This is a genomic window from uncultured Fibrobacter sp., from assembly GCF_937877005.1.
GTDB lineage: Bacteria > Fibrobacterota > Fibrobacteria > Fibrobacterales > Fibrobacteraceae > Fibrobacter.
In genome coordinates, this window is record NZ_CALEFV010000274.1 from 21,644 (window position 1) to 36,917 (window position 15,274).

Genomic DNA, 15,274 nt, shown 5'->3' on the forward strand with positions numbered 1-15,274 from the left:
AGGCTTTTTTTGCGAATGATTAATTGCTATTTTGAAAAAGTGAAGTTCTCGATCAAGTCATTATTCCTGTTCGCTTTTTTAGCCTTGCCGTGCATGGCGGGGGTGCTTGAAGATTCGCAAAAACGCTTCGTTCTTGAAGATGGAGTCCTGGAATCCGCAGTACATTCTTGCGATACTCTGGACAGGCTCGGTGGTAAATTTCTGCCGGAAGCGGCCATGTACATGGATGGAAACTCCATGCCCTTCCGCTCTTATCGCGTTGCTCTTCCGACATCGGACAAGCCAACCGTTTCCTTGTCGGACATCAAGACTGTTCCGCTGGGAAGGCCGCTGTGTAAGGAAGGACCGGGCGGATATGGAGAAGAGCTGAAGTTCCTGCCGGTGGAGGTGTCGGCCCCGTTCCAGAGAGACGGACTCTGGATGACGGATATCCGAGTGCCTCTTTACATCAGGAACGGGTCATCGGTTGCGCTTCGCAAGAACTTTAAGCTGGAAGTTCGCTTCAATGCCTCCGCCGCAGGCGTGAATCCAGGAAAACGCGCTCTTTCCAGGGTGTTGAACCCCGTTGCTGCGTCTCGTTTCGGAAAGTCTCTAGCTTCTTCTCGCAAGGCGCTCCGCAAGGCTGCTTCTGGAGAATCTTCCAATGTAACATTCCTTTCCAAGCTGCAGGTTGGAGATAGGGATGTTGCCACCTTTAGCGAAGATGGTCTGTATGCGGTTCCGTTCTCGACCATTCGGAATTCCTTGCTTCTTTGGCAGCGCCAGAATGAACTCGACGGAATACCGCTGGACCGGATTAGCCTGTTTGGTGCGTCCCCTGATACGCTTGCGGATATGGGGCCTGGTACGGAAGAGCGTATTCCCGATCAACTGTTTGAGATTCCCATAGAAATTCGGGATCATACTCCAGGCGGAGATAAGGCGGACGGCATATTTGATGATGGGGATACCCTGATATTTGTCGGATATGGAAACGCATTCTGGAAACGCTGTGATAGGGAAGATCCCCTTTTTGAAAACGGCAAAATGGATTATTTCCATTCGTACTCTCCTTATTCATTCTACCAGTATTTCCTTTTCGGTATAAGGGATTCCGGCAAGGGACTTCGTTTCAGTGACAAGGTGAAGGTACCGTCGGGTGCCGGCAAGGACCTGAAATGGATGCGCTATGTCCGTGCCGAAAAAGAAGCTCTTCTAATCGATACGTACTTTGGCAGGCAACTGGATTGGGAAAAGTCTACGGGCAAGGAATGGTTCTGGCAATGGCATAGCCGTCTTGACTCGACCAATGTTCCGAATTCAGTCTTGTCGCTTCCTCAAACGGAAAAACTCCCTGGACTGCAGCCTTCCGGAAATCGGTATGTTGCGGTGACCTATTTTCCGCATCGATCCGTTTGGAGCTCCGGCGCAGTTTCTCCTGGGGACCAAGTGAACAACGTGTCCTATTCTTCCAGGTCTTATGCGCAAAGAATGGTGGACATTAGATTCGCTTTCGTCGTCAACGGGGAGCGTGTAGAACGTTCTGGGATGTCCCTGTTGCCTGGAGGTAATTTCCGCATGGACGGACCGCCGCTGTCCGTTTCGGGCAACCGTTACTCTTTGGATATGTTGCCCAATGACAACCAGTTCGATCGCTTTGACGGATACAGCGTCGCTTATGAGTGGAAACCCGAAGTCGATTCGGCGGAATGGTTATTGCCCGGAGCCGTTTCGGGAGTTGTCAATATCCCGGCGCTGTCTGGTGTTCAGGTGATGAAGTTCAGGAACATGAGGCCTGTCGGATTCCTGACATCATCCAATGGAATTTTCAAGGATAGCGTCTCTGCCGATGATGATGTCCGCTACCTGGCTGTTCGCTCGGGAACCTACCGCAATGGGCTCAAGGCGGAAGGCTTGCCGCCTCGCATCGATGGCATTCTGAATGATTTGTCCAAACCGAATTCTAAAATTGAATACCTAATTGTGGCTCCTCATGAATTCATTGAGGTGGCCAAGTCGCTTGCGGAATTCCGTTCGGAAGGAAGCACGTCGAACTTGCCGACATCGGTTGTGGCGGTGGAAGATATCTATAGGCAGTATACGGCTGGCCGAGTGTCTCCGGTAGCGATTCGAAATTATATCTCCTATGTGTATTCGATTTGTCCGAATATGCGCTATGTGTTGCTTGCTGGCCTAGGCCATTTCGATTATCGCGGCCTGAGCGGAAAAATGGGACCTTCCTATATTCCTCCGTTTGAAAAGGAAGATGCGGTTGTCGAGGATTTCTTTGCCGTTCTTGATTCCGGGGAACAGGTTCGCTTCGGAAGGTATGATCTTGATGTTGCTGTGGGTCGCTTGCCGGTTTCTTCGCTGACTGATTTTTCGCATTACCTGGCAAAGGCGAAGGAGTATGACGGTGCCGGAATCATGGACAATTCTAACTGGCGGTCGTCGCTTCTTTTTGCGGCTGATGATGCAAGAAACAATGGTCATAAGGATTCTAGCAGACACATTCTAAATCAGGAAAATGTTGCTAAGCTCGTTGATTCGCTTTCGATCGTGAATAATGCCCGCTGGAATGTTAAGAAGCTCTACTTGCTCGAGTATGCCGAAGATGCGATGGGCCAGAAGAAGGAAGCTACGACAGATTTGATCAACCTTATGAATCAGGGAGCCCTTTTTACGACGTACTTTGGTCATGGATCCGAAACGGACTGGGCAAATGAAGGTCTACTCAAGGCCAGCTATGTCTCGAGACTTTCGAATAAGGGGCGGTATACTATTCTTGGGTCTTTTTCCTGTACGGTTGGTCGCTTTGATCGCGGCAAGTCATCCCTTTCGCAGGAATTCCTTGTTTCTCCGGGGGCAGGCTCTATCGCTTCGATCGGTGCGACCCGTGAAACATTTGGCTCCTACAACTCAGAGTTAGGAAGGAATATTATACTCAATGCGATAGGCCGAAGTGGTGAAAGACTCGGAAACGCATTCATGAAAACGAAGAACGAAACGGTAAGCAGGGAATATAGTGCGCAACGGTACAATAACGAACGTTACATCCTTATGGGTGAACCTGTTTTGAAAATGCCGGACGACAAAATGAAGGTCTCGCTGGATACGAAAATCGATACTATATGGGCTTTGGACAAGATGAGCCTGTCGGGATCGGTATCCGGTCTTGATGACGGCTTCGTTGACTTGATGATGCTCGAAGGCCGCAAGAGCAAGCGTATCGATTTACAGGTGTCGGGAGACTCGGCTGACGTTCTGTTTGACGGAGCCTTTATCTATTCTGAAACGGTTCCCGTGAAAAACGGTCGCTTCACGACGGAGTTCATTACGCCTCGTAAAATTTCCATCGGAGATACGGCCGCAGAACTGTCGCTGTGGGCGTATTCGCCTAAGAATGGTGGCGTGGGTCGCGCATGGGTCCGAAACATCGCAATTGGAGGCGTATCCAGTTATGCGGATTCCCTGCAGGATACGGTCCCACCGACCATTCAGTTACAGTCTTGTTATGCTGGAGGCACTGCAACTGGCTTTGCCGATGGTTCTACGGTTAAGCTGCAGAGTCCGGCTTGCTTGCAGGTGGTGGTCGAGGATTCTAGCGCACTTGATTTCCGTGAACAGGCCGATGAAGGAATTTCGTTCGAAGTCGTTGGTGTGCAGGACCCGTTCCATCCGTGGCCGTATATTGAACAGACTGCTAAACGGGCGAAGGTACGTATGAATTTCGCTACGGAACAGTACCCTGCCGGAAAGTATGTTTTCAAGGTCCGTGCGCTTGATGTTTTGGGGAATGCGAGCATCAAGACACTGAATGTTGAAATAACAGATGACATGGAAATGGGCCTTGCCGATGTGTTTAATGTCCCGAATCCAATGGGCAAGAAGGGTACGACTTTTTATTTCAAGAACTTGGCCGTCGATAGGGATTCCAGGGTGAACATCTTTATTTACAACCAGAACGGCAAGCTTGTCAGAGTTCTCAAGAATGCTGTATCCGGTGTCACTCATTGGAATGGCCACGATAATCATGGTCGTCTACTGGCGAACGGATTGTATCACTATGTCGTCCGCAGCGAAGTCTCTGCTACTGAGAATTCGGGCAAGAAAACTTGGACTAAAAAGCAAAAACTGTTAATTTCGAGGTAACGATGGATTTGAGAGAAAAACCGGGAAAGATTCAGACTTTTTTTGAATTGATGTTGCGTTTCAGGCTGATAGCCTTGGTCGTTTTGGTCGTGGCTACGGTTTCGTTTGTCGCAACTCGTTGGCAAGAAATCGTTTCGCTTCCGCTGGCGGCATCTGAATCGTTTGGCATGTGGCTGGCTGAAACGGAATCCCTTCAGGCGCTTTGGGCTTCATCGCAGTATCTGGCCGTAGCCGCTGTCGCCTGTGTGGTACTTGCTTTTGTTTTTGGTGGAATTCGTGGCGGTGTCGCGTCTGTCGTATTTCCCGCTCTTTTTGTCGCAGCGCTCTTTATCATGGGCGGTAGCGAGTCGATGCCGTTGCCGATGTTTGGTATTCTTGCCGCTGTTGGCCTTGTGATGTTCATTTTCGTGAAACTTTCGGTGGCCTGTGCATTGTTCCCGTTTGTCATCTCGTGGATTTTACTGGGCGGTCTGATTCTGTGCGTTCCAGCGAAATCTTCGGACATGTCTACACAGGGACTTTGGTGGGCCATGTTTTCTGCGGTTGGGCTGGCCTATTCCATGGTGTTTGCGCTTGTCGCCGGCAAGCATTTGGCTGCGGGAGTTCCTCAGGCGGGTGCGTTGGTGAAGGCTGAAAAACAAATGCTCGTTCCCGTGCTCGTGGGCGGCCTCCTGCTCGTCTCGGCGATGGCCCTTGATGTTCCGGGTGGTGTCTATTGGCCGGGGGCCATCGTTGGCTATGTCGGTCTGCTTGTCTGGTTCTTCGTCTTTCTTTTTCCGATAATGTCCTTTGGTCCATGGGAACGTCTGCGAGCCGGTTCACGTCGCGTCGAAATGAAGGATAAGAAAAAGAAGTCGTCCAAGAAAAAGTGAATTCCGTTTTTGAAATCTAAAGGCGCCGTAGGTGCCTTTTTGATTATTCATCGCATGTAAATGGATTTGACACCTATTTACATAAATTGTAAAACGAAGTGTGCCTATTTACGTAAAATGTAAAACAGAGGAATGAAACATTCGTCCAAATATGGCGGAATTTGCCGAAATTTTGATTTTTTAACAATTTTTGTAAAATTGGCACAGATGTTGCATATAGTATGGCGATCTAAAATACGCGAGTAACTATATGTCAATGAAATTTTCTAAATGGACCGGGCTGGGCAATGATTTTGTGCTTGTTGAACCCGGCCAGCCTGTAGATTTTGGTGCAGCCTTCGAGCGCGAAGTCGTGCGCCTTTGTGATCGCCGCTTTGGTATTGGGGCGGATGGGGTCGTTGTAGTGACTCCGATGGATTCGGAAGGATGCCTGGTACTTGACGGAATTGCCACGGGACCTGCTTCGAAATCGGTTGCGAACGGAATCGATTTCGAAATGCGCATTTTTAATGCGGATGGTTCGGAGGCGGCCATGTGCGGCAATGCGACCCGTTGCGTCGCGAAATTCATTCATAGCCGGGGGCTGGCAGAGTCTGCTGCCCAGAAAGTGTTTAATCTTCATACGAAGAGCGGCCTTGTGCGTCCGGAACTCTTGGACGATGGCCGCGTATGCGTGGATATGGGCGAGCCCCGTCATTTTCTCGGCACGATTAAGCTGACTGCCGATTGTTTCGATTTTACCGGAGAGACGGTGTCGATGGGAAATCCCCATTCCGTGATTTTTGTCGACGATATTGAAAAGGTCCAGCTGGAAAAGTGGGGTAGTGTTCTGGAAGTCGATAGTCAGTTCCCTGACCGTTGCAATATCGAATTTGCGCAGGTGGTTACGCCCACCCAAATCCGCATGCGGGTTTGGGAACGGGGCTGTGGCGTGACGCTTGCCTGTGGAACTGGAAGTTGCGCCACCCTCGTGGCGGCCCGTCGTACGGGCCGCGTGGGCGACGAAGCCGATATCGTCCTCGATGGCGGAGTATTGCATATAAAATATAACGATAACGATCATATCCTCATGACCGGCCCCGCAGAAGAAGTATTTAAAGGAGAGATTGAGGCGTGAGGTCGCTCGTAAACTCGCTTTGAGGACGGGCTTCGCCCTCTGAACAACGATAAATGAACTCTCTAATCCTCTCAACCTCACACCACAAAGTGCCGAAGGCACGACCTCAAACCAAATTATGAATTCATCAATCATCAACACCAACTACGACTTGCTGCCGGGCAGCTCCCTTTTCTCGACTATAGCCCAGAAAATTAAGGAATATCAGGCCAAGAAACCCGATGCGGACATCGTTCGCCTGGGCATTGGCGATGTGACCACGCCGCTTATTCCGGAGGTCATCAAGGCCATGCACAAGGCCGTGGACGAAATGGCTGACAGGGGGACTTTCCGCGGTTACGGTCCCGAACAGGGCTATGATTTTGTGCGCGAAGCGATTGTCCGTGGCGAATACACCGCCCGCGGTATCGAAATGGACCCCGATGACATCTTCGTGAGCGACGGCTCCAAGTGCGATGTGGCAAACATCCAGGAGCTCTTTACAGAAAATGTAAAGATTGCGATTCCGGACCCGGTTTACCCGGTCTATCTGGATTCCAACGTAATGGCTGGCCGTGCAGGCGTGTTGCAAAGTGACGGACATTTTTCTAAGGTGACCTACCTTGCGTCGACTGCCGAAAACGATTTCCAGCCGGATTTGCCCAAGGAGCCGGTGCAGCTGATTTACCTTTGCAGCCCGAACAACCCGACCGGTACGGTGCTCAGCCGCGAAACCTTGCAGAAGTTCGTGAATTACGCCAACGAAAATGGGGCCATTATCCTGTTTGATGGAGCCTACAACTGCTATATTCAGGATGAGACGCTGCCGCATTCCATTTTTGAAATTCCTGGTGCTCGTACCTGCGCTATCGAATTCCGTAGTTTCAGCAAAACGGCCGGCTTTACGGGCGTTCGCTGCGCCTACACGGTAATTCCGCACGAACTATCAAAACTCCGTGCCATGTGGAACCGCAGACAGTGCACCAAGTTCAATGGCGTGAGTTATGTGACTCAGCGTGCTGCCGAGGCGATATATTCTCCCGTGGGTTGGACTCAGACTCGTGAAGTCATTGCCGGCTATATGCGCACGGCGTGCGTTATCCGTCGGGAACTGACGGCTGCGGGTTATACGGTTTTTGGGGGCGAACATGCTCCGTATATCTGGTGGAAGACTCCAGGCGGTGAAAAGTCCTTTGATTTCTTTGATCGTCTGCTTTCGACCTGCGAAGTTGTAGGTACTCCGGGTAGTGGATTCGGTCCTTGTGGCGAAGGCTATTTTCGCCTTACCGCTTTCGGAGACTATGAACGCACCTGCGAAGCTCTTAGGAGAATCAAAGAAAAGCTTTGAAGTCGCCTTGTCGGCTCACTCTGAGCAAAAAATCAATTACACGTTTATCAAACCTCAAAGTGCCGTAGGCACGACCTCGAACCTCAAACCTCTTTTACTATTTTATGTCCATGCCCTCTCCAATAGGTCTAGAGATTTCGGTTATCCAGAAGATTAGCGTCGCGATCATTCACGAACGTAATGTGGAAAAATTGCTTGAAAACGTTTTGGGTATCCTGGAAACAGAACTCGGAATGTTACGAGGCACATTTGCTCTTCTGTTCGGTGACACCCTCAAGATTGAAGCTTCGCGAGGACTCGATGAAAACGAAAAGCAGCTGGGGCATTATCGTGTAGGCGAGGGGATCACGGGGCATGTTGCCGAGCGTGGCGTGAGCCACGTGATTCCTGACCTTCGCAAGGATTCTCGTTTCTTGAACCGTACAGGTTCGCGTCATTACGAAACCCAGGTGGCCTTCATATGCGTTCCCCTGATTCATGAGGGAGATGTTATCGGAACTCTCTCGATTGACCGTCCTGTCGATGGAACGACTGACCTGGACCGCGATGTGGCGCTGCTTGAAATTATCGCAAACATCACGGGCGATGCGGCGAACGAGTGTATCGAACTGCACAATGAGCACGAAGCGATGCTGGAAGAAAACCGTAAGCTGCGTGATATGCTTTCGAATAACCCTGGGGACCTGGTCGGTAATTGTCGCGAGATGCAGATTGTTTACGAGCAGGTACGTCAGGTGGCGCCAAGCGATGCGACCGTCTTGATTCGAGGCGGAAGCGGTACGGGTAAGGAAATGATTGCGCGCGCAATCGTGAACCTGTCTTCGAGAAAGGACAAACCTTTTATTACGCTGAACTGTGCCGCCCTTCCGGAAAATTTGGTGGAGAGTGAGCTTTTCGGTCATGAGAAGGGCGCCTTTACGGGGGCCATGAACCGCCGTATCGGTCGTGCCGAGGCGGCGAACGGCGGAACGCTATTCCTCGATGAAATTGGCGACCTTACGATGCAGACTCAGGTGAAACTTCTGCGTTTCTTGCAGGAACGCACCTTCAGCCGCGTGGGTAGTAACGAGGAACTACATTCCGATGTGCTTTTTCTGGCGGCAACGAGCCGCAACCTGGAAGAACTCATTGCGCAGGGCAAGTTCCGCGAAGACCTTTTCTACCGTTTGAACATTTTTCCGATTACCATGCCGGATCTCGCCAAGCGCAAGTCCGATGTAATTCTTCTTGCTGAACATTTCATCGAAAAGATGAACTTGCGCTACAACAAGAAGGTGGCGCGCCTTTCGACGACGGCCATCAATCTGCTCATGAGCTATCATTGGCCGGGTAATGTGCGTGAACTGGAAAACTGCATGGAGCGAGCCGTGCTTACGGCGAGTGACGATTGTATTCACAGCTACAATCTGCCGCCTTCGTTGCAGACAAGCCTGAGCGTCAATTCGACAGGCGCAGCGGGAACGAAGATTGCTCCGCTCGAAGTGATGATGGATAACTATGAGCGTGAAATCATCACAGAAGCCATCAAGCGCAACGATGGAAACATCTCTGCCGCAGGCCGCGACCTCGGCGTGTCTCCGCGCATGATGAACTATCGCATGAACAAACTAGGAATAAAGTCCGGACGCTAGTTGCTTCCGGACTTGTAACCTGCCGAAAAATTACAGATCCGTCGCCTAACCGCAGCGGGTCTTTTTCGTGTCGGTCCCGATATAGTCGGGATAGTCGTTGTCAAAGCAGGCTGCGCAGTAGTTCTCGCCTTCACCGGTGCATTCCTTCATGCCTTCGACGCTTAGGTAGCCGAGGCTTTCGACACCGAGCATTTTTGCGATTTCATCGGGCGTCATGGAACTGGCCGCAAGTTCGCCCTGGCTCGGAAAATCCATGCCGAAGAAGCAGGGGTGGGCTACTGGAGGCGATGCGATGCGAATGTGGACTTCTAGGGCACCCGCGTCGCGTAGCATCCTCGAAAGAATCTTGAGTGTGGTTCCGCGTACGATAGAGTCTTCCACGACGCAGACTCGCTTGTTCTTGAGTACCCCTTCGATGGGGTTGAACTTGAGTTTTACCTTCTGTTCGCGCACATTCTGTGTAGGGTCGATAAAGGTGCGGCCCACGTAATGGTTGCGGAGTAGGCCTATTTCGAAGCGAATTCCGCTTGCCTGCGAATAGCCAAGCGCGGCGGTTGTGGCGCTGTCGGGAACGGAAATCACGATGTCTGCGTCTACGGGACATTCCTTGGCGAGTTGCTTGCCCATTTTGCGGCGGATCTTGTCGCAGCTTTGTTCAAAAATTTTGGAGTCGGGACGACTGAAGTAGATGTACTCAAAAATGCAGTGGGCGAGTCTGTCTTTGTGGGTGAATCGCTCGGAATGTAGACCGTTCTGTGTGATGGTGAGAAATTCTCCGGGCTGGATGTCGCGAATGTAGTGGGCTCCGAGTAAATCAAATGCGCAGGTCTCTGATGCGACGCACCAGGCCTTGCCTAGGCGGGCTATGGAAAGCGGCCGGAATCCGAAACCATCCCGGGCGACATACATGGTGTCCTTGCTGATAAAGACGAGGCAAAAACTGCCAGTGAACTTGGTTACGGCCTTCTTGATGGCTTCTCCCAGGTCGTCGGCGTGTGTGCGCGCGATTTCGTGCAAAAGGATTTCTGAATCGGAGGTGGTCTGGAAAATGTGGCCGTCCGCTTCCATTTCGGCGCGAAGTTCGGCTGCGTTGGTGATGTTTCCGTTGTGGGCGACTGCAATCTGGCCCCATTTGCAACTCACGAGAATCGGCTGCGCGTTGGCAAGGGTCGAAGCTCCGGTGGTGCTGTAGCGGACATGGCCGATGCCTGCGAAACCCTGCAGTTCATCGACATTGTGTTCTCGGAGGAGTGTTGAGACGAGCCCCATCGATTTTCGGACGCGTACCTTATCTCCGTCGGTTACGGCAAAGCCTGCGCTTTCCTGGCCTCGGTGCTGCAGGGCGTAAAGCCCCATAGTAACATTGCGGACGACGTTATCGCCGTTATAGATGCCGATAACGCCACATTCTTCATGTAATTCTTCGAGCATAATGCCTCTTCGGAATGGATGTCTTCTCTACCTCAAGGGTCGTAGCCCACCCGGACGGGTGCAAGCGGGAAAACGGACTCCAATAGAATGCAAAATCTGTGCCAAATTGACCAAAAAGACGAAATTTAGGCGAAATTCGATATATTATATGGAAAAGCCCTGGTTAAGCATAACCAGGGTTTACAAAAAACGTAAAGGAAAAGCTATTCCACGTATTTCTTGATGAGCCTTACCATCAGGTCGGCGAGCTTTTCCACTTCGTGGTCACCGACACTGGCGTCGATATGGTCGTTGCCGATGCCGCTGTCGTTGGTGATGAACACGTACGTGCCGCCTGTTGCGAGCTCAAAGAACCGCAACATGAATTCCGTATCCTTGTCTACGCCGCTCGCTGCCACAGGGATAATCTTGATGCCGTTCTTGGCGAATTCCTTGATGGATTTCTGGAGGCTCTCGATGACGCTGCCTTCGTGATGGGCGGGGGCGTCGAGAATAAGGAATGCGATGCGTGCGCGTGCGGATTCGTTCCATGAAAGTTCCTGCAGTGCGGTCTCAAGTGCGGAGTGTACTGCTTCGGGATAGTCGCCGCCGCCGTTTGCTTCCTGCTTGGAAATGTATTCGCGAGTCGTGGACACGTCGCTGGCGAAGTTCTCGCCGCGCGTAATGTACACATCGCTCTCGTCGCGATAGAACAGTGCCGCCGTGCGCAACTTGGCGTCGTTGCCCGAACTGGCGTGGTCGATGATGTATTCGAGGTCGGATTTGAGAAAATCGATTTCGTCGCCCATTGAGCCGGTGGCGTCCACGATGAATGCGATGTCTGCCGCGGCTTCGGCCTGCTTGGCACTGCTTGTGATGACGTTGACGTTGAGCGAATCATCGTCAATGAGGGTGAGCTTGACGGGGTCTTTGGATACCACGCCGTTGACTTTCAGCGAGAAATCTTCTTTTTTCAAATCCTTGCTTGAACCTTTAAATAGACTTATCCAGCAGTAGGCGAAGCCGGAATTGTCCGTCTTTGCGGCGAACTCTACCGCGCTGCCGTTGAGGAGTTCCACGGAAACATTGGCTAAGGCGGCTTTGTTCTTGTCGACGACTTGCACGGCGACAAGAGTCTTGGGGAAAATTTTCCAGTATTCCGGCATGCTGCTGTAGCTGTTGCTGTCAAGGGTTGCTGCCCAGGAATTCCAGTTGTCCAGGTCGTTCCACTCGCTGGCTGTGAGCAGTCCAGATTTCCTTTCGTTGGATTCTCCGCTCCAGTAACCATCGCCGTAGCCTTCTTCGTAATCCATGCCAGGTGCGGGGACAGCGGGAGCGATATCGCCCTCGTAACTATCGGATCTGACGGCTTTATCGGAACTCATTTCGTATGAGTAGTCCTCGGTGGCGGTGAATTCGAGTTCGTCGGTGCCGGTCCCGGGCGTTTCGAAGGTGTTTACGGTCTCGGTGGTTGCTGTTTTGGAGCCATCGGCATCATCATCGGCAACGGCGTTGCTGGAACTGTCGTTGCTGCAGGCGATACACAATAGTGTAAATGCGGTCGTTAGTATGGAAAAAATTTTCTTTTTCATAGGTCGTTCTCCCTTTTTTATCGAATATACATTTTCTATAAAACAAAATCAACACTTTTTTGATGATTTTTGCGATTTTGCTTAATATTTTTCAAAAGAAAAATCTATATGAAACAAATTGTTCTATATATGGATTCGGTTTTCGCTGTTAACTCAGTCTAATAAAAAGGGGCTTACTTTTTTTCTTCAAACGGAACCAAGGAAACGCAGTTCCGCTTTTTCTTGGACATGTAGAGAGCCTTGTCGGCATAAGAGAGCATGTCTGAAACGGTTCCATTTCCGTATGTTCCGCCAAAGCTCATCGTTAACTGTACATCTGGGTGATTTTGAAGTTTAATATTTTCCGCCAAAGCGCGCATCTGTTCAAGTCTGATTTTCAGCACTTCATGACTGATGCCCCTGAATGAGATTAAGAATTCGTCGCCGCCATAACGCACGACGCGGTCCAAATTACGAACAGACGAACTTAGTATTGATGCCACGGCCGCAAGGGCCGCATCCCCGCACTGGTGGCCGTAGTTGTCGTTAACATCCTTGAAAAAGTCAATATCGGCCATTACAACGGCTTGACAATTGCATGATGCTAGTTTATCGTCAAAATACTTGCGGTTCATCACTTGAGTCAACGAATCCTTGTAGATTTTGTCATTTATTTCTGTGATTTCGCTATTTTTATTGGTAAAACCGAATACAATTGTTTCTTCGCCGGTTCGTACAACCTTTATTTCGACGTACTGACCGATGTCATTGTGAAATATTTTGGACGAACTACATCCAATTTGCAGGTGCTCTTTAATATACGACTCGTCAAGCACTTTTCGAATGCTATCCCGATCCTCTTCGAGAACGGTCGTATTGATGTATTTCTCAGCAAGTGTATTGAACGATGGCAGTTCTTTCGGGAGGCAAAGTGCTTTTTGAGCTCGATCGTTAATGCGGAATATTTCCACTTTTCCCGTTGTAAAATCGACACAGGCGACGGAGGCGTATCCGTCCATGAGCGCATTAATCATGTTTTGCTGTTTGCGGTTCTGCTCCAGGAGCTCCTTCTCTTGTTCCAATTTTGTCATTTGCGCGTTCACGTTTTCGACAAGGTACAGGACTCGGCGTAGTGGCTTTTCTTCGCCAATGCGGACAAATATCGCCTTGCTCCAACCGTGTATCTTTCCATGAAAAATTTCTGAAATAACATTTGTATTTTTCAGGCGTTCCGGCAATGTTGAAAGCGTCGTAAAATTCTTGATAGTCTCAACGCTTTCTGGACATGCAAGGTTTACCATGATATTGGTAAAACTTTCTTGTAGGGAACTGCTGGATTTCATGAACTTATCGATGAATTCATTAGTCTTGATGGGGAATGCGGTTTGATCCTTAAGGTCTAGCACATGCATCGAAATGTACAGTTCAGTTGTGGCGTAAGTTATAGCCGTGAAAAACTCCGCAGAGTTTACAGGATAGTCTGCTATAAATTTTGGGCAATTGTCCATAGCATTTACCGAAAAATTGTTATTCCCGATACCTTAAAATATATTCATTTTAATGAAAAAGATTAAAACTGTCCATAAAATCTAGGCTTTTAGCCGTTTTAAACTTCAATATAATGCGGAATAATATCTTCGTAGCTCCCGTCCTTGAGCAGGAATCCCTTGGGGATTACGCCTAGCTGCGTAAAGCCTAGCTTTTTGTACAACTTCAGTGCAGACGTATTTGTCGCGACAACCGCATTGAACTGCAAAATCCTGAAGCCGATTTCCTTCGCCTTCGCAAGGCAATCCTTCACGAGAAATTCACCGATATGCTGGCCACGCTTGTTCTTCTTCACCGCATAGCTCGCATTCGAAATGTGTCCGCAGCGCCCGACATTGTTCGGATGGAGAATGTACAGCCCCACAACTTCGCCGGAATCTGCATCGATAGCGATTCCCGTGAATGACTGAGACTTGAAAAAGGCGTCGCCCGTCTGCGGGTCAAGCAAATCCATTTGCGGAAACGCGATGCCGTCTTCAACGATATCGTTCCAGATTTCAATCGCGTCGTTGATATACTTTGTATTATATTGTTCAATTTTAAGCATGAGAATGATCTCCTTTTTTTTATTCCCCCAGCACGTGCCGGAGCGTGTCGAGGAAAAGTTCGCCCGCCCGCGTGAACTGCTGGCCCCGCCGCCAAATGATGTACATGTTGGTGGTGAGCTCGGGCATGAGCGGCCTGAAGCACAGGCGCGAACTGCGGCTCGTATCCACAAGGCCGTCAAAAGTGAGCAGGTAGCCCGTGCCCTCTTTGGCAAGCACCGAACCGTTGTACGAAAGATCCAGCCCCACAATCACGTTCAGCTTCGAAATATCGTCGCCGAACCATTTCGGCAAATCCGCCACCATCGCCTGGCGCGACGCCATCAGCGGCTTGTCGAGCAAGTCCTTCGGTTCGATGAAATCCCGCCTGGCCAAAGGGTCGTCGCGACGCATCACCACGCCCCAACGGTCCACCGAACGCACCGCAAGGCAGTTGTACTTTTCCAAATCGACGTTGTCTACAACCACCGCAAAATCAAAAATGCCCTTGTCCAGCTTTTCCAGGGCGCGCTCGCTGTCGCCCGAATATAAGTTGTACTTAATCTTCGGATAGTCGTCCCGGAGAATCGCGATGCACTTCGAAAGAAAATTCACGTTCCGCGATTCCGCGCAGGCAATGGCAATTTCACCCACCACCTCGTCTTCCTTCAGCGACTTGAAATCCTGCACCGTCCTGTCTGCCATCGAAAGGATATCCTCCGCACGCTCCCGCAAGAGTTCCCCCGCAGGCGTCAGCCGAATCGCGTAGTTCGTGCGCTCGAAAAGCTTCTCGCCCAGTTCCTCCTCCAACTCTTTGAGCTGGCGACTCACCGTCGGCTGCGTCACGCAAAGATTATCCGCCGCGCGCGAGACATTCCCCAACCGCGCCGCCTCCAGAAAATACCGCAAAACTCGAAGTTCCATACCCAAAAACTAATAAAATTCAAGCCCCGGAGGTATGAAATCGCAAAAATAAAGCCCGGAAGGAATAACTAAGGCTTGTGAAAGCATACTTTCCATGCTTTACAAGCATATCTAGTTATGAAAACAAAGTATTTGCAATATCTGAAAAAAGAGGTATATTTGAACATGTAAAGACTTCAACCGAGAGGAACCTATGAAAAAAGTATTGGTCTTGTCCAG

Annotated in this window: 10 protein-coding genes; 5 read left to right on the top strand and 5 right to left on the bottom strand. The window is 50.3% G+C overall.

Annotated features, from left to right (window positions below):
• Positions 1-15 precede the first annotated feature (15 nt).
• From Q0628_RS12145 to Q0628_RS12165, 5 genes are all read left to right on the top strand, one after another.
• The gene (locus Q0628_RS12145; RefSeq protein WP_298771325.1) at positions 16-4,131 is read left to right on the top strand and encodes a C25 family cysteine peptidase; all 4,116 of its coding nucleotides are present in this window, start codon (positions 16-18) and stop codon (positions 4,129-4,131) included.
• Between the two features lie 2 nt (positions 4,132-4,133).
• Positions 4,134-5,003, top strand: a complete 870-nt coding sequence (locus tag Q0628_RS12150; protein WP_298771327.1) for a hypothetical protein — start codon at positions 4,134-4,136, stop codon at positions 5,001-5,003.
• Positions 5,004-5,253: 250 nt separating this feature from the next.
• Positions 5,254-6,120: a diaminopimelate epimerase gene (gene dapF / locus Q0628_RS12155; protein ID WP_366979160.1), complete on the top strand. Its 867-nt coding sequence runs from the start codon at positions 5,254-5,256 to the stop codon at positions 6,118-6,120.
• A gap of 118 nt (positions 6,121-6,238) precedes the next feature.
• Positions 6,239-7,447 carry an LL-diaminopimelate aminotransferase gene (locus Q0628_RS12160; RefSeq protein ID WP_298771331.1) on the top strand — a complete coding sequence of 403 codons (1,209 nt, stop codon included), beginning with the start codon at positions 6,239-6,241 and terminating at the stop codon, positions 7,445-7,447.
• Between the two features lie 110 nt (positions 7,448-7,557).
• Positions 7,558-9,078 carry a sigma 54-interacting transcriptional regulator gene (locus tag Q0628_RS12165; protein ID WP_298771333.1) on the top strand — a complete coding sequence of 507 codons (1,521 nt, stop codon included), beginning with the start codon at positions 7,558-7,560 and terminating at the stop codon, positions 9,076-9,078.
• A 45-nt stretch (positions 9,079-9,123) separates the two neighbouring features.
• Here the strand turns inward: Q0628_RS12165 and purF are convergent, their stop codons facing one another.
• From purF to Q0628_RS12190, 5 genes are all read right to left on the bottom strand, one after another.
• Positions 9,124-10,509, bottom strand: coding sequence for an amidophosphoribosyltransferase (gene purF / locus Q0628_RS12170; protein ID WP_298771335.1), 1,386 nt, complete (start codon positions 10,507-10,509; stop codon positions 9,124-9,126).
• 203 nt (positions 10,510-10,712) lie between these two features.
• Complete coding sequence (locus Q0628_RS12175; RefSeq protein WP_298771337.1) at positions 10,713-12,080, bottom strand: VWA domain-containing protein; 1,368 nt, start codon at positions 12,078-12,080, stop codon at positions 10,713-10,715.
• 173 nt (positions 12,081-12,253) lie between these two features.
• Positions 12,254-13,471, bottom strand: a complete 1,218-nt coding sequence (locus Q0628_RS12180; protein ID WP_298771339.1) for a GGDEF domain-containing protein — start codon at positions 13,469-13,471, stop codon at positions 12,254-12,256.
• A gap of 194 nt (positions 13,472-13,665) precedes the next feature.
• Positions 13,666-14,154: a GNAT family N-acetyltransferase gene (locus Q0628_RS12185; RefSeq protein ID WP_298771341.1), complete on the bottom strand. Its 489-nt coding sequence runs from the start codon at positions 14,152-14,154 to the stop codon at positions 13,666-13,668.
• A gap of 19 nt (positions 14,155-14,173) precedes the next feature.
• The gene (locus Q0628_RS12190) at positions 14,174-15,055 is read right to left on the bottom strand and encodes a LysR family transcriptional regulator (RefSeq protein ID WP_298771343.1); all 882 of its coding nucleotides are present in this window, start codon (positions 15,053-15,055) and stop codon (positions 14,174-14,176) included.
• Positions 15,056-15,274 lie beyond the last annotated feature (219 nt).